The sequence below is a fragment of the Ruegeria spongiae genome, from assembly GCF_023502395.1.
Classification (GTDB): Bacteria; Pseudomonadota; Alphaproteobacteria; order Rhodobacterales; family Rhodobacteraceae; genus Ruegeria_C; species Ruegeria_C spongiae.
Genome location: NZ_JAMFMB010000013.1, coordinates 104,222 through 119,872, shown reverse-complemented (window position 1 = coordinate 119,872; position 15,651 = coordinate 104,222). Strand labels below are relative to the sequence as shown.

Sequence of the window (15,651 nt, the reverse complement as noted above, 5' to 3'; positions counted from 1 at the left end):
GCAAACGTCGCCCGCTGATTTTCGGACACGAACCACCCAAGCCCGACAGTTCGACGCGCTCCGTTGCGAGGTTGTCAGGGTCCGGCTAAGCTGCCTTCATGAGAAGGCGTTGGAGGACTTGCCTGCCCTGCGGCTCTGCCAAGATCTGGAAGCCGCCTTTCATGCGAATACCATTTCTGAATTTATTTGCTTAAGGAGCGACCGGATGTCACTGAACTTGGAAGAAGTTGCGAGCGGTCTGGGCTTTCCAGAAGGCCCGGTTGCAATGGACGACGGCTCTGTTTTGTTTGTCGATATCAAAAACAAGAAACTCATGCAGTTGATGCCCGACAAGTCGCTTGACCCCATCGCAACGCTTCCGGGTGGGCCAAATGGCGTGGCGATCGGACCCGATGGCGCGGCCTATGTCTGCAACAATGGTGGCGTCTACACCTTCATTAAGTATGGCCCCGATCGCATTACGATCCCGGACTCCGAGCGACCGGACTACATCGGAGGTTCGATCCAGCGCGTTGATCTGAAGACCAAAGAAGTCACCGAGCTTTATGGGAAATCTCGGGGAGATCATCTTATTGCGCCTGACGACATCGTTTTTGATGCGGCGGGTGGCTTCTGGTTTACCGATACGGGAATGCAGCATGCGACAACCAGCGAGTACGGTGCGGTCTATTACGCGACGATCGATGGCAAGACCCTGAAACATGCGGCAACTGTGCCGACGGCCAACGGTGTCGGACTTTCACCGGATGGCAAGAAGCTCTTTGTCTCGGACACGGTGTTCGGACGGCTTTGGGTCATGGACATTGCCGGACCCGGTGAATTGCAACCAGGACAAATCCCGCAAACACCGGGCAATGTGGTTCAGACCCTTCCGGGCTATCAATGGCTCGACAGTCTGAAAGTCGAGGCAGATGGGCGTGTATGCGTCGGCACGATCTTTAACGGTGGCATCACCGTCTTCAGCGCGGATGGATCAACAGAGCATCTGGCTGTGCCCGACCTTTTCACGACCAATCTCTGTTTCGGTGGTGCAGATCTGCGGGATGTGTGGATCACCGCGTCGAGCACCGGCAAGATCTACAAAACACGCTGGCCGCGACCGGGACTCAAGCTAAATTTCACCGCCTGAGGGCCAGGAGGCAGAGTCTACCATTGCGCGCGACGCTATGTGTCGCGTGATTGAACCTGTTGTGAATTGGCAATTGAAAGTCAGGTGCCGCAAACAGTAGCCCGCGCGGTATTTGTCGTGTTATGCATCTACCGCAATGAAGAACAACGCCAAAATCACAGACACATCGTCACCAAGGCTCGGCGAGCGTCGTCTGGTTTCGGTGCTTTTTACCGACATGGTGGGTTACACACCCATTGTGGAACAGCTGGGCGCGGAAACCACCGCTCATTTTACCAGTATGATCTATGGCATGCTGTCCGGTGTCATAGAGGAACATGGCGGTGTCATCCGGGGGTTTGCAGGTGACAGCATCATGGCCGTATTTGGCATTCCCGATGCGTTGGAAGATGCCGGGTTAAGAGCCTGCAAGGCAGCCATGGCGATCCAGGCTCTGTTCACCGCCTCTGGGGATGGTATCGAGGACCGGTTCGGTGTGCGGCCGATCATGCGCGTTGGCGTCAGCTCTGGTTCCGTGGTCATGGCTGCGGTTGAAGGCGCAGACGGGCAAATGACGGCAGTCGGCAACAGCGTCAATCTCGCGGCCCGCATTCAGTCGCTGGCGCCCGAAGGCGGCTGCCTGATCTGCGACACCACGCGAAGGCTTGTCGAATGGCTGGTCGATCTGAGCTTTGAGGGCGAGCATCAGATCAAAGGCGTGGCCAAGCAGCAAAAGCTATGGCAGGTGCAGTCGATCCGCGAAGGTGCCACGCGCTTTGATGCGTCGCGCGCGCGCGGTCTAAGCCCGTATGTGGGACGCGACCTCGAATTATCCTCACTTTCAGGGGCGCTGGACCAGACGCGCGACGGAATGCGGGTGGTCGATCTTGTTGCCGAACCGGGGCTCGGCAAAACACGCCTCGTCTACGAGTTTCTGGACCGGGCGAAGGCTGAAGAAACCGTCATTCTGACAGGGCATTGCACCACAGACGGTCAACAGGTGCCGTTCTTTCCATTTCTTGAGGTTGTGCGCAGCTCGTTTGGCATCAATCAAGATGACGACCCGGCCGAGATTGCGTCGAAGTTGCAGGAGGGGCTGCAGCGTGCCGGGCAGGATACGCCCGAAAATCTCGGACTTTTGATGAACCTGCTGGGGCTGAAACCGCCTGAAGGGACGCTGGATGGTCTCGACGGTGTGTTGATCGGTTTGCGAACACGCGATCTGCTGCCTGCACTTCTGAAGGCGCAATGCCAATTGGGGCGGGTTGTGCTTTTGGTCGAAGATACCCATTGGATTGACGGCGCATCGGAAACGATGATGTCCAAACTGGTTGAGATCGGCGAACTGGATAATTTGCTGATCCTGAACACCCATCGTCCAGAATACACTCCGGGATGGAAAGACAACCCATCGGTTTCGACCCTGAAGCTCAAGCCATTGACCGAAGGAGATATCCATCATCTTGTTCAATCCCGACTGAAGATTGACTCTCTGCCGGATGCGTTGATCAAAGAGGTGGTCGAACGCTCGGGTGGTAACCCGCTTTTTGGTGAAGAGATCCTGAGCTTTCTGACCGAGAAGGGCACGCTGCGGGTGGAACAGGGTCAGGCGGTTTATGAGAACCAGCTTGACGATGATGAATTGCCGGCAAGTATGCAAAGCCTTCTCTCTGCGCGCATCGAGCAGCTTCAGCCACAGGATCGCGCGCTTTTGCAGGCTGCCGCCGCCATTGGCCGAGAGTTCGATCCAGGGCTTCTGTCGATGGTTGCCGAACAGGCCGACGAAACCGGCGCGGCGCTGCAACGGCTGCAGGCGCTTGATATCGTGTTTCGCAAGCCCGATTCTTCTGACTACATGTTCAAGCACGTCTTGCTGCGCGACACTGTTTACAGAAGTCTGGTTGCGAACCGGCGATCTGAGCTGCATCTCGCAATCGCTGCAGCGTTGGAGATACGCAACGCCAACCGGCTTCCCGAAGCAGCCGAGACACTCGCCCATCACTACATGCAGACACCGCGCACCGATCTGGCCTTTGAATACAGCGCGCTTGCCGGGGCCAAGAGCCTTGGCGTGTTTTCACATGATCAGGCAAACCAATATTTCGCCGATGCTCTGGTGTTATATGAACAGGACCCGACTTGCGCCAGCGACGAGGCTTTTGCCAATTTTCTGGCCAATTATGCGCTGTGTTCAAACATCTCTCTGGACGTCATGACCATGATTGAACTGGCCCCGCGGGTCAGGCCGATCCTGAACGAGATCGGCGACAACAGCGACCACGTTCTGTACTTGCATCATTATGTGTCCTGTCTTGTCTGCAACAGCCGGTTTCTTGAAGCGCTCGGTGTGCAACGGGACCTTACCGAGATGGCGAAGCGCGTCGGAGATCCGAAATCTATTGCCTACGCGATGGTCAATGAACTGTCGGTCGGGATCTATTGCGCACCGCTGTCCAACGCCGAGTTCGCAGCCAAGACAGCCGAAGTCGAAGCTGCATTGACCAAGTTCGACGACGCCTATCTGCAAAACTTCTTTTTCGCGACGCTGGGGTGGAACGAGTTGACGCGTGGCCGGGTCATCAAGGCCCGAGAAACTGCAGCGCGTATGGTGGCGGATGGCGAAAAGAACAATGATCCGCGCGCGCTTGGATATGGAACCGCCATGAAAGCGCTTATCGCGGTCGTCACCGACGACCACCAGACCGCGCTTGAATTGTCCGAAGAAGCGCACCGGCTTTCACGCGCCGAGTTTGAGATGGCCATTGCAGAATCCTCCAGAGTGGCCGCGCTTGTTCCGCTTGAGCGACCCGGCGCCCGCGAGGCCGTGCAAAGCTACGTCGATATGTGTGAAACCAATGGCTGGCTTCTCTTCGCTGGTGTTCCCCAGACAATGCTTGGTGTCGCTCTGGCAATGGAAGGCCGCGTGAGCGAGGGTCTGCAACAGATAAAGGCGACCATCGAACGTCGCGAATCCGAGGGCGCGCAGATCGCGGCGGACTGGAACCGCCTGTTTCTCAGCGAAGTGTATCTGCAGATTCTGACGGGTGAGGGTGATGCCTCGTTTGGTGTCTTGATGCGCAATTTCGGATCGCTCGCGGGCGTCATGCTGTTTGGCAAAAAACGGATTATCTCGCTGATTGAGAAAGTGCGCAAGAATACGCAATTCGACCCTGACGGGCACTATTTCGCCCGGGGAGAGATGATCCTTGGCCTTCTGTACAAGCTCAAGAAAAAGAATGAGCAGGCGGTTGGGCATCTGATGACCGCCCATCGCCTGATAGAACCGACAGGAACATCGCCCATGCTCACGAGAATTGAGGGCGCCCTGGAAGAGCTGGACGCCTGGGCGGGACCAACCCCTTCAACCTAATCCGAAAGTTGCGACAGGTACCGGATCGCCGGAAGGCTCGGAAGAAAGGTATAGGCACCGCCACGCGTTTTGACGAAACGTGGGAAACCGTTCAGCCGAATGCGACCGCCGTCTTTCAGCGTCAGTTCGAACGCGCTTGTTTCAGGCACATTGGCCCCGAGCAAAGGATCGTTCGTGCCGGTGATTTCGGGATCCTGCAACCCGAAGTTCAGCCAATCGCAAACAACCGCTTCAAATTGCGCGCCGTAATTCGCGCCGATGAAATTCCCCAGCAAGCCGCGCTCTGCACTGTCCCGGTTTGCAGGGTCGAAATCGGGGCCATATGACATGCCCCGACGCACCAGCCTCCTTGAATAATTGGCGACGCGCTGAACGATGGGACCGCCTCGCGGATTGACCCGACGCATATGAGCGCCGGCCGGGCAGCGAGACGCGCGGGTATAACTATAATTGGTCAGCGAAACCGCATCCGCAGGCCATTGCGCATCGGGGGACAGTTCGTAGGGGACCCCGTTGCGCCAGCGACCGCACATCTGCGCGGCAACGACCTCGCGCAACGCGCCATGGCGATCCAGATCCTCTCCGACACGCTTTTCATCTTCGGGCGCCAGCAGGAGGTCACCCTTGGGATGATCAAGCAATTCCGTGGCCGCCTTGTCGAGGTAATCCTCAAATCCCTTCGCATCCTGCTGCAACACACGGAAGGCATTGAAGGCCCCGTTGCGGCCCAGAACATCAGGTTGAGGAATACTGAACAACATCCCCTCGAAATGCGTCGGGTGTCCCAGCAAGACCGTTCCCAGTGGATCTTTGGGTTCATCCACCTTGACCTGCGCGGGATCGAAGACATGGCGGAACCTGGGCTGCGAGATGCTGTCAACATAGCCAAAAAACACCTTGCTGTCGGGCAGGTTGCGCCCGTTTCGCACGCCCAGAACGGTGAACGCCTTTGCCACCTGCGCCTCGGCCTGATCAAGGTAGTGTTCCTCGTCTGCATAAACCGACGCAATGATGTGTATCCGGCCAGGCTCATCGAAGGGTGCGGGCCATTGCCCGGGCGCGCTTTCATCGACGTCGCCGAGTTTGATCGCGCGCTTTGCCATGCCTTCGGCGTATTCCAACGGAAAGCTGTCAAGATCACGGTTGGTAGTCCCCAGCGCGCGCAGGCCTTCAAATGTCACGCCGATATTGAAGCAGACCTTGGGCTTTTCCTTCCAATTCGCCGAACGTGTTATTGCCGGAATCTCGCTGCTGGTGCCATCGGCGGACGCCGCCAGAAACTGCCGTGCCTTTGCCCGGTCAGAGACTTCGAGAACAATGTAGCGCACCAGATTGTTGCGATAACCACGCAGGATGTTGCCCTGCAGTTCTTCGGGATCAAATGCAGCACTCACCAGCCCACTCCCAACTTGTCGCGCACCTGCGCGGCCGAAAACCCGGGATAGCCGCGATAACCGCCGCCCAGTGAAATATTGCGATTGCTATGGAGCTGCAGGATCAATTCGCGCGGCAGCGACATGAGTTCATGAGGGGGCGCGTCAGCTGGTCGATCCGCTTGTGCATCCTGCACATGAAACAAATTGATCGCGTAATCGGGGGCCTGAAACAGATCATGCGCCTTGACCCAGTCGATGAATTCCTCGACGTGATCTTCGCAGGGGTAAAGCGCCTCTCCCCCCTCTACCAGATGCATGAGATCGTCAAAAACACTGCCGATGGTCGCGATGAAATCACGGATGTAATTGCTGAAATCCCCATCATAGACCGAGATCATGCAGACATAGTCTTCGACCAGCAGAAACCGCGCCGAATGGACCGTCCCGACATTGTCGAGACCCGAGAAAATCTCATCCACGTTTTGCGCAAGCGCCATAACCGCCTTGGCGCGACCTATGGGCGATGTATCTTTGAGGGGCATCAAGAGGTTCATCATGCGCTGCACATTGTCACTGGGCTGCGACGACGGCCGCGGCCCCCCCGGCAATTTCGGTTTGGGATCACGCCAGACCCAGTAGGGAACCACCACATATTTGGACAGAAACTGGAACCAGCCCCGTTCGGGCAGGCTGTTTATGTATCTGTTGAGCCATCCGCCATCATCACTCATGCTCTAGCCCTCCGTCCGGCTGAACGGGCAAGGAATGCCCCCTCGCCGGTTGCTTGAAAATTCATAGACTTGCTTGCGGATCTTCAGCACGGGATCTTCGGACGCTCTTATGCCATCGGTCAGGAGCCACGGGTTGAAGCTCAGATCCTCGCAATGTGTCTGCTGATCCTCAGGCACCTCCTTGAGCGTCAGAAGGCCCATCATCACCCGCTTGCGATGCGGCGGCCATTGTTTCGTCGGATCGTCGAAGTCATCGCCTGTTTCACCAATGGTCATCATAAGCGAAAACCGCTCGATGCCGGCTGCAAGCCGTTTCTCAAGATCTTCCTTCAGGTAGATGTCCACTGGTGGTTCCAGCGGGTTTGTGTTGAGGACGCCGGCTATTGGCTGCCAGTTGAACCGAACCCAGCGGTCGGTGCCATCCGGTGCGGTCACGATAAAAGTGTGAACAGCGTGGTAGGACGCCCGAACATAGCTCACCGGCGCCCCGATAATCGATGCCTGGAGGACCGCTGGCTGGGCATAGGCATGTTTGTCGGCAAATTCTGTGGCCCCTTCGTTGGGGCGCGTTTCCTGTCCCGGATAAGGGTCGGGCATCGGCAATTGCAGCTTGAGGAAATCGCAAATCTTTTGCCAAGGGGTTTCGCGATGGCATTCCTTTGGGCGCGCCGCGAGCGCAAACTGCAAAAAAGTATCGGGTGTCGGTGCAAAAAACACCGGCAGCGTCATTGAAATGAGATCGGTGGCCCTGTCATCGCTCAGCTTGAACCGCACTGCCATGCCGCGAACATCCGACCAGCCATCATGCTCTTCAACCAGACCCATGCCGTTGGAAAACCGAACAGCCACATCCAGCGGCTTTTTGGATGGCTGAAAATGCGCGGCGGTACAGTAATTCTTCGCAACCGGCGACGCCTCAAAAACACCAGTGGCACCAACACCAATTGTGTGGACCGGTCGTCGCTCGGTACTGCCGCCTTCGATATCAAGCGCATGAACAATGTCTTCAACAAGTTTAGGATCGTCCATCAATATCCCCAGCGTGCCAGAAAAAGATTAGAAAAAACAGATACTTTGCAAAACGCATGTCGCGCGACCATGTCCGCGAGAATGCAAACCCCTCGCCAACAGACTGCGACCCGCCGCCAAACTGTGTCAAGAATATATTAACAAGAACCTGTCCGGCTCAACGCGCGTTGTCTGGTGAAATCCGTTGGCACTCCGAGTGAAAACACCCGTTCGAAAAGATCTGGATTTGTCCCGGCGACCTCGTTTCGCTCGCCATTGCAACGTTCAGCGAACGTTACCAATTCTTAAGCATGGTCACCGTATGCGCCCATTGCGCACTCTCTTTGCAAGTTTGAAATGCCTCCTCCATCAGGGTGAAACTCTCTGGCTCAACAGTCGCCAGACCAACGACCTTTGAGAGTGGCGGGTTCAGGCGCGCGAGCCGCTCTTTCAGAACCAGATGCGCGATCCAGTACTGGTTTTCGGCTGATGTTGTCAGACCCAGATCAAGCAGCGCACCGGTTGGCATGTCGGAGGTAACGCCAAACCATTTGAGCATCCCCCAATCTTCGGGCCTTTTGAAAGTGGACTCTGAGACCTCGATTGGTTGTTGCCCCGTTCCTATTGATACGGCTTCGATGTCCTCCAGACTTTCTGCCCGTTTCGCAGCAATCGCCACATTGATTCCGTTCAAGACCGGATTGTTTGCAAACATGCCTCCGTCCGCGAAATACCCATAATCAACACCCCCTGCCGTGATGCGATGCGGTGGGAAATAGGTTGGTGCCGCAGAGGTCGCCATGGCGATATCGACCAGCTTGACCGTATGCATGTCCAGCCAGGGCCCGGTGCCGGTGTTATGATTTGTCAGGGTAAAGGGGGCCCAGCCGACCCGCTCGCTCAGATGCAAACAGACAGTCGTCACCGCCAACACAAGATCCTTGGATATAGACCCGATGGTTCGGTCGCCAACAAGCCGTTCTCCGGTCTCCAAAAGACCATCCGCCGAAAATTGCGCCGCCGTGATGCCGGGTCCGCCGCTCCATCCGCATCTTTTCAGAATTTGATCGAACACCTTGCCAGCCAGCGTGCGGTCGTTCTCGCGGAATATCATCTCTGCGTCGTCGCGATATACCGTAAGCAGGTCATCAAGCAGGCTGGACATGTCCTTGCCCTGAGACCTTCCGTCCGCCAACGACACCGCAATCAACCCACCGGTCGAGGTGCCGGCAAAGCCGTCTGCCCGATCCAGAAAACGGGTTTCTTCCTGAAGGCTCTGAAGGATCAAACACGTCAGATATCCCCTGATCCCCCCTCCGTCGCAGGAAACCAGCTTGAATGCCATCTGAGACCCCCGGTTAACCTCATATTACTCAGGGTACGGCTGATCGGGCAGAAATCAAAGATCGGTTTGGAGCGGCTGCGCGCGCCCGGCGAGGTGACGATGCTGGATCAACTCCTGAGCGAGGCTGGCCATGCCACCCGGCTGAATGTCAAAATCGTTGACCCGTAGGGCAACGCATAGGAAATTGGATGGGCAGACAAACAAATTGGATTGGTCATTGCCGAGCTCACAGATGACCTTGTGACCCAAAGAAGGAGATGGCCATGACATCGGACTGCTGCGGACCGGGATATGCGTCGCCGGCAGAAGCGATCAGAGCGCCGCGAGAAAAGCTGCTCTACACGATCGCGATCTACACCGGGACAGGCATTCAAAAGCCGGATTACCTGGCGACCGTGGATGTGGACCCGGAAAGCCCGACATACAGCCAGGTGATCCATCGGCTCGAGATGCCGGGCATCGGCGACGAGTTGCATCATATGGGGTGGAACGCCTGTTCGTCCTGTTTCGATGACGGGTCCATGTCCCGCAAATACCTGATCCTGCCGGGTGTGCGGTCAAACAACCTGCATATCGTGGATACCGCCTCCGACCCACGTGCCCCGCGCCTGCACAAGGTAATCGACGGGGCAGAGATCAGGGCCAAGGCCGATCTCAGCGGCCCGCATACGGTGCATTGCCTGGGATCCGAAATCATCATCTCGTTTCTCGGCGACGCCAAAGGCGAGGCACCGGGCGGCTATCTTCATCTGAACAAGGATTTCGAGATCGTCGGGCGTTGGGAAAACTCGATGGGTGCGATCAAATTCGGTTATGACTTCTGGTACCAGCCGCGCCACAACGTCATGGTCAGTTCCGAATGGGCGGCCCCCAACACCTTCATGCCGGGGTTTGATCTGGAAGAGGTTGGCCATCTGAAATACGGGCGCGAATTGCATTTCTGGGATTTCGAGAAACGCGAACCGATTGAAAGCATGTATCTGGGCGAGGATGGCCTCATCCCACTTGAGGTCAAGTTTCATCATGACCCCGACAGCACGCATGGGTTCTGCGGCGCGGCGCTCAGTTCCAACGTCATTCATTGGTGGAAGGACGGTGCGGACAAATGGCAGTGGGAGAAGATTATCGACGTGGAAAACGAGCCGCATCCCGATTGGCCGATCCCTGTCCCTGGCGTGATGTCGGCGATCCTGGTGTCGATGGATGACAAATACCTCTATCTCAATAACTGGCTTCATGGCGACATGCGCCAGTATGACATCAGTGATCCGCACAATCCGGTTCTGACAGGACAGGTCTGGATGGGCGGGCTTCTGGGACGTGCTCCGGTGGTCAATGGCGTGACCATCGCCGGTGGGCCACAGATGTTCCAGCTTTCGCTCGACGGCCGGCGGCTCTATGTCACAACCTCGCTGTTTTCCACCTGGGACAACCAGTTCTATCCTGAAATTCGCGAACGCGGCGGGGTCATGGTGATGATCGACTGCGATCCCGAGAACGGCGGCATGACGCTCAATCCCGATTTCATCGTCGATTTTGGCAAGGAACCGAACGGGCCAAGCCGCTGCCACGAGGCGCGCTATCCCGGTGGAGACTGCACAAGCGATATCTGGCTATGACCACCCGTGTTGTAACTTTGGCCAACCGCAACAACGCCAGCTATGAGGTTGATGCCCGCCGCCCCCTGCTGGAGGCGCTGCGCGACCACGGCATCGATCTGCCTTATGGCTGCAAATACGGCGGCTGCATCACCTGTGCGGCGAAGCTGACCGCAGGACAGGTGGATCAGCGGCGGCAGGTGGCGCTCAACAACCGTCAGGTCAATGACGGCTATGTCATTCTGTGCGTTGCGCGGCCCGTCACCGACATCACGCTTGAGATCGGCGTCGAATGCCACGACAAGCTGTATCGCAACCCTTTCCTCGATCCCCTGAAGCCGCACGAGCTGAAAGCGGATATTGCCACACCGGAGGAACATTGAACCATGCCCGCCACCGCATTGGACGATCTCTATGACTATGACCCGGCCTATCTGGCCGACATCCTGAAATCGGTCAAAACCATCGCCATGGTGGGCGCCAGCGCCGACAAGACCAAATTCAGCTATGGCGTGCTGCGGGTGTTGCACGAAACCGGATACGACATGATCCCGGTCAATCCGAACCCGAAACTCACCGATATTCGCGGCATCAAGGTCTATCATGCGCTCGAGGACATCGACCGACCCGTCGACATGGTCGAGGTTTTTCGCCCGAAAGAGGAGTTTTACGGGTTCGCGGAACAGGCCATCGCCATAGGCGCCAAAGTGCTTTGGGGCCAGATCGGCGTTTATGACGACCGCGCCGCAGCAATGGCCGAAGAGGCCGGGCTGAAAGTCGTCATGAACCGCTGTCCCAAGATCGAATTGTTCAGACCGTTCTGGAAGCCAAGGCTCGATCTCCAGATTTGACATGACGGCTGATTGCCGCCTGTTGTGTCACCGCGCTGCGCCAACAAGAAACTCCAATGGCCCTGCCGATCACCCGCTCTTCAAAGGACATCGTCAAGGCCGCGCTGGCTGCGGCCCCCGCCATCAGTGTCGAAGACGCACTTGCCCTTGTGATCAGCGGTGCACATGTCTTTGTCGATCTGTGCGACGGTACTGATTAGGCCAATTCCGGTACCATTCCGGGCACTGCAACCTCCGCTCGCGGCATGATGGAATTCCACATCAATCCTGAAAGCCCGGCTCACATGCCGGCGTTCAATAAGGACAAGACCTACATCTTCTACTGCGCCTCCGGTGGCCGCTCGGCATTGGCCGCGCTGGTGGCAACAGCGATAGGCCTTGCCCCGGTCGCAATCCTTGCAGGCTGTATCGCTGCCTGGATAAAAGCAGGCTGGTCCTTGGCTGTCGAGCTTTCCGAGCGGGACCAACCATGAAACACCATGATCGCAACCTTCTTGCAAGCGCCCATTGGAGAACTTATCGGCTAGAGGCCCAACACGGTCGGGTCGTGGGTCTTCGCGCCTTCGAGGAAGGCCCCGGCCCCGCCCCCTTTGGCCACTACATTGCCGATGTGCTTGGCGACCTTGCTTCGAACCCGCTGGATACGCCGCCCGGAAAGATCGAAATCTACTCCGAGACCATCGCGTTTTTTGACTATGAAGAGTGTCCCGATCATCCCGCGTGGATGGAGCCGGTCGAGTGGCTGGGCCGCGCCGGGCCAGTTCAGTTGCACATGATCTTCAACCAGCCGCATAACAAGCTGCACAGCCAGCTTGACCACGGACCAGTCAGCCGCGCGGATCGTCCCAATGGAAGCGAGCCGGTGACGATGCATCCCGAAGATGCCGCCGCCCGCAACCAGTGCGACGGACAGAACGTGCGCCTTCACAACGCGCGTGGTGCCTGTCTTGCCGAAAGGCTGTATTACTCTTAGTCGAAGGCGTTCCTCGAAGTTGGGAAGAGTCGGCGGGCGGGCGACACCGCCCCAACGGCTTCTCCCAAAGGATGGAGGGAAGTCGGGTCTCAGGTCAGCTGCGCAAGAGGAGGCACCGAAAACACCGCGACGAGACGGTCCAGGCAACAAGGTCCAACTTTGGGCTCTGCCCAAATCACAAAAGCTTCAACGACCCTTTGATGTGATTACTGTGTCAGGTAAGAGAAGGGTACAGCCCGAAAAACACCGCGGGCGGTCTGATTCAGCGCAAGAAATAGGGTACCGGTCAATGTTATTTCTTCGCATCGCTCTCGTTCTGTCGGCAAGCGTGTTTCCTCTAGCAGTGCTTGCACAATCTGCCGACGGTCCTGCCTCAAGACTTTCAGTGGAATTGAACGCTGTGCAGGACGTTGGGGAGGCGTGCCGGTTATCGTTCTTGGTAGAAAACCTCACCGGAACGACCATTGATGAAGCGGTACTTGAGACCGTGATTTTCGACACGGCAGGCGGTGTTGTAACCCTTTCGCTTTTTGATTTTCGTGACCTGCCGGTGGGCCGTCCGCGTGTACGCCAGTTTGACCTTCCCGGGATGGCTTGCAACGCTGTTGGCCGCGCGCTGATCAATGGCTCAAGTTCTTGCATTGTGAACGGAGCCGAGAGTGGTGTCTGCCAGGAGGCTCTGTCGCTAAGTAGTCGAGTAGATGTGGAGTTGCTTGGATGAACGTGCTGAATTCGCTTCGTGAAATTCTTGCCCTGGGTGGGCCTGTTGTCGCTGTCCTGATCTTCATGTCCGTGCTGACCGTGGCGGTTACACTCTACAAGCTGTGGCAGTTTGCAGCCTGTGGTGTGGGGCGGCACCGGGTGTTGTCGCAGGCCCTTCAGGATTGGGATACCGGAGATCGAAGCTCGGCTCGTGAGCGCCTCTCAAAGAGCAGCAGCTATTTGGCTCCGATCGTCGCAGCGGCGATGGACGCGCCGGACACGCCAAATTTGGACAACCGTTTGGATGCTGAAGCTGGACTGGCGCTCGCCGGGCTTGAGCGTGGTTTCCGTCTTTTGGATACGGTCGCGCAGCTCGCACCACTCCTTGGTTTGTTCGGGACGGTTTTGGGGATGATTGACGCATTCCAAAGCCTTCAGACCGCAGGCGCCTCGGTCGATCCGTCACTGCTCGCGGGCGGGATCTGGGTCGCATTGGTGACGACTGCCGTGGGCCTCGCCGTCGCAATGCCAACCTCGATGGTTTTGTCCTGGTTCGAAAGCCGCACTGCGCGAGAGAGGGTTTTTGCCGACAAGGCGCTGCGGACCGTTTTGGTGCCGGGCCAGCCCATTCACGAAACGGTGGGTGTCAATCAGCCGATGGCTGCGCATGGGCATGCGTAACACAGCCCCCTTTGTCCGACGCCCGATGTCGATGACGCCGCTTATAGACGTCATTTTTCTTCTTTTGCTCTTCTTCATGCTGTCCTCGACCTTTTCGAGGTTTGCAGAGATCGAGCTGAGCAGTGCAACTGCGAGCGCATCAGCACCGGACAAGCCATCTGAGAGGATATTTGTTCAGATTGGTTCCGATCGACTAACGCTAAACGGAGTTCCGGCAACGTTGGACGAGCTGTCTGCGCAAATCGAAACGGGGCAGGTTCTGGTGAATCTGGATTCGGATACGTCGGCACAGCGGCTTGTCGATCTGTTGGTCCGGTTGCGGGGACGCGAAGGCTTGACCGTGACGGTGCTGGAGTAAGGTCATGATCCGCGCCACCCACCCAAGCCGCAAACGCGACTCGACAATTCCCTTGATCAACGTCGTTTTCCTGATGCTGATCTTTTTTCTGATCGCCGGGACCGTCGCGCCGCCAATCGACCCTGATCTGGAGCTCGTGGATACCTCTGAACTGGAAGGACGTGAACCACCCGACGCGCTTGTACTCAATCGGGAAGGCGCGTTGAGCTTTCGCGGCGTTCCGACCGACCCAGAGACTTACATGGCGAGCCATGACACCGGCCCCGTAAGGATCGTGCCGGACCGCGATGCTTCCGGCCCCCGGTTGATGGAAGTCACCGGAGCACTCCGCAGGCTGGGTGCGCCCTCGGTATTCCTTGTGACAGAACAGGCTCTCGAATGATCCGGAGGTCTGCAGTCGTCGCCTTAGTGGCCGTCCTTTTGTCGATTGTAATGCACCTTTGTTTTCTCAGCCTTACCGCGGCTGATCTGGAAGAACCGCTGACAGGGGACAGCCCGGTCGATGTGGTTGAGCTGGGGAATGCTTTTGAAGAATTTGCGGATGCCGCACCAGAGCCGGTTCAACCGGAACCCGCAGAGGTTCCCGAGCCTCCGGTTGAAGACACGGTGGAAGTAGACCGGGCCGAAGTTCCTGTCAGCGAGGCGCTTGTGGCCTCTGCCGATCCGCAGAGAGCTACCTCGCCCGACATCGGGTCATCTGCGGCACCGCAACCAGATCCGCCCGAAGCAGAAGTGACGGAGCCTGTGGATCCTTCGAATGCTGACGCTGGTTCGAGTGTGGATACCGCCGTTGCACCGGTTGAACCCGATACAACAATTGAAACGCCGCAGGAAGCCCCTGCAGCGAGGAATGAAGTTGCCGAAACACCCGACGCAGAAGCTTCCGCGACCCCGGAGCCGCGTCTGTTGGCCGCCGTACCAGCACCCGACTCTGCTGTGGTCCCGGTCGTTCCGCCAGAGCGTGAGGTGCTTAGACCAGAAACCCCGGAAACCATTGTCCAACCTTCGGCGGATGGTTCGGAAACCGCGACCGTAGAAAGTGAAACAGAAGAGTCCGCGCTGGCCGTGGCCGTTTCGAAACGCCCGCGTCTTCCGGAGCGCAAACTTGCTGACCAACCACGGGGCGCATTCGACGGGTTCAGTAATTTTGATAACCTGCGCAATCCCGAACAAATTATGGACTCACCGCTGACCCTTTATCGAAGAGAAGCTATTGACCCCTTCGCCAGAAGCGGTAACCAGAACAGGTCCGGCGGACGCGGACCGGGAAATTCCAACGTCACCAACTATGCAGGCCAGGTTCTGGTCCATTTGAACCGCGCCCCGGTTGTCTATGTTCCGGTACGTGGGTTTGCGCAGGTGTTTTTTGAGATCAATCCAGATGGTTCCTTGGCATGGGTGGATATCGTGGATAGCTCAGGCTCACCCGAAATCGAACGCGCTGCCAAAGAACAAGTTCGAAAAGCTGTTCCATTCCCTCCCCCGCCAGGAGGCTCAAGTCGCAAGTTTTCGTTTTATTATCAGAACAGCTGATCCGGGAAGGTTACTTG

At 57.3% G+C, this 15,651-nt stretch carries 17 protein-coding genes; 13 read left to right on the top strand and 4 right to left on the bottom strand.

What is annotated here, in order from left to right; all coding sequences use genetic code 11:
- Together M3P21_RS11945 and M3P21_RS11940 are read left to right on the top strand one after the other, a co-directional pair.
- A partial coding sequence (locus M3P21_RS11945; RefSeq protein WP_249710237.1) for an SMP-30/gluconolactonase/LRE family protein occupies window positions 1–1,129 on the top strand: 1,129 nt, incomplete at its 5' end.
- A 136-nt stretch (window positions 1,130–1,265) separates the two neighbouring features.
- Window positions 1,266–4,478, top strand: a complete 3,213-nt coding sequence (locus M3P21_RS11940; RefSeq protein ID WP_249710236.1) for an ATP-binding protein — start codon at window positions 1,266–1,268, stop codon at window positions 4,476–4,478.
- Here M3P21_RS11940 and M3P21_RS11935 read toward each other — a convergent pair.
- The 4 genes from M3P21_RS11935 to M3P21_RS11920 form a co-directional block, all read right to left on the bottom strand.
- Window positions 4,475–5,872, bottom strand: a complete 1,398-nt coding sequence (locus tag M3P21_RS11935) for a hypothetical protein (RefSeq protein WP_249710235.1) — start codon at window positions 5,870–5,872, stop codon at window positions 4,475–4,477. The genes M3P21_RS11940 and M3P21_RS11935 overlap by 4 nt on opposite strands.
- Window positions 5,869–6,585, bottom strand: a complete 717-nt coding sequence (locus M3P21_RS11930) for a hypothetical protein (protein ID WP_249710233.1) — start codon at window positions 6,583–6,585, stop codon at window positions 5,869–5,871. The genes M3P21_RS11935 and M3P21_RS11930 overlap by 4 nt, the downstream gene beginning before the upstream one ends.
- Before the next feature lie 3 nt (window positions 6,586–6,588).
- Complete coding sequence (locus tag M3P21_RS11925; RefSeq protein WP_249710231.1) at window positions 6,589–7,614, bottom strand: catalase; 1,026 nt, start codon at window positions 7,612–7,614, stop codon at window positions 6,589–6,591.
- Window positions 7,615–7,888: 274 nt separating this feature from the next.
- Complete coding sequence (locus tag M3P21_RS11920) at window positions 7,889–8,938, bottom strand: patatin-like phospholipase family protein (RefSeq protein ID WP_249710230.1); 1,050 nt, start codon at window positions 8,936–8,938, stop codon at window positions 7,889–7,891.
- 263 nt (window positions 8,939–9,201) lie between these two features.
- Between M3P21_RS11920 and M3P21_RS11915 the strand changes: the two genes are divergently transcribed.
- The 11 genes from M3P21_RS11915 to M3P21_RS11865 all read left to right on the top strand — a co-directional run bounded on the left by M3P21_RS11915 (window position 9,202) and on the right by M3P21_RS11865 (window position 15,634).
- Window positions 9,202–10,557, top strand: coding sequence for a selenium-binding family protein (locus tag M3P21_RS11915; RefSeq protein ID WP_249710228.1), 1,356 nt, complete (start codon window positions 9,202–9,204; stop codon window positions 10,555–10,557).
- On the top strand, window positions 10,554–10,919 hold the full coding sequence (locus M3P21_RS11910; protein ID WP_249710227.1) for a 2Fe-2S iron-sulfur cluster-binding protein: 366 nt from the start codon (window positions 10,554–10,556) through the stop codon (window positions 10,917–10,919). Before M3P21_RS11915 ends, M3P21_RS11910 begins: the two co-directional genes overlap by 4 nt.
- Window positions 10,920–10,922: 3 nt before the next feature.
- On the top strand, window positions 10,923–11,387 hold the full coding sequence (locus M3P21_RS11905) for a CoA-binding protein (RefSeq protein WP_249710226.1): 465 nt from the start codon (window positions 10,923–10,925) through the stop codon (window positions 11,385–11,387).
- Window positions 11,388–11,443: 56 nt separating this feature from the next.
- Window positions 11,444–11,587, top strand: coding sequence for a hypothetical protein (locus tag M3P21_RS11900; protein ID WP_249710225.1), 144 nt, complete (start codon window positions 11,444–11,446; stop codon window positions 11,585–11,587).
- 45 nt (window positions 11,588–11,632) lie between these two features.
- The gene (locus tag M3P21_RS11895) at window positions 11,633–11,860 is read left to right on the top strand and encodes a rhodanese-like domain-containing protein (RefSeq protein WP_249710224.1); all 228 of its coding nucleotides are present in this window, start codon (window positions 11,633–11,635) and stop codon (window positions 11,858–11,860) included.
- Window positions 11,857–12,360, top strand: a complete 504-nt coding sequence (locus M3P21_RS11890; protein WP_249710223.1) for a molybdopterin dinucleotide binding domain-containing protein — start codon at window positions 11,857–11,859, stop codon at window positions 12,358–12,360. The genes M3P21_RS11895 and M3P21_RS11890 overlap by 4 nt, the downstream gene beginning before the upstream one ends.
- A gap of 289 nt (window positions 12,361–12,649) precedes the next feature.
- Complete coding sequence (locus tag M3P21_RS11885) at window positions 12,650–13,081, top strand: hypothetical protein (RefSeq protein WP_249710222.1); 432 nt, start codon at window positions 12,650–12,652, stop codon at window positions 13,079–13,081.
- Window positions 13,078–13,743 carry a MotA/TolQ/ExbB proton channel family protein gene (locus tag M3P21_RS11880; RefSeq protein ID WP_249710221.1) on the top strand — a complete coding sequence of 222 codons (666 nt, stop codon included), beginning with the start codon at window positions 13,078–13,080 and terminating at the stop codon, window positions 13,741–13,743. Before M3P21_RS11885 ends, M3P21_RS11880 begins: the two co-directional genes overlap by 4 nt.
- Entirely contained in the window at window positions 13,736–14,101 is a 366-nt protein-coding gene (locus M3P21_RS11875; RefSeq protein ID WP_249710219.1) for an ExbD/TolR family protein, read from the top strand. Before M3P21_RS11880 ends, M3P21_RS11875 begins: the two co-directional genes overlap by 8 nt.
- 4 nt (window positions 14,102–14,105) lie before the next feature.
- Complete coding sequence (locus tag M3P21_RS11870) at window positions 14,106–14,483, top strand: ExbD/TolR family protein (protein ID WP_249710217.1); 378 nt, start codon at window positions 14,106–14,108, stop codon at window positions 14,481–14,483.
- Window positions 14,480–15,634 carry an energy transducer TonB gene (locus tag M3P21_RS11865; RefSeq protein ID WP_249710216.1) on the top strand — a complete coding sequence of 385 codons (1,155 nt, stop codon included), beginning with the start codon at window positions 14,480–14,482 and terminating at the stop codon, window positions 15,632–15,634. The genes M3P21_RS11870 and M3P21_RS11865 overlap by 4 nt, the downstream gene beginning before the upstream one ends.
- The last annotated feature ends 17 nt before the right edge of the window (window positions 15,635–15,651 follow it).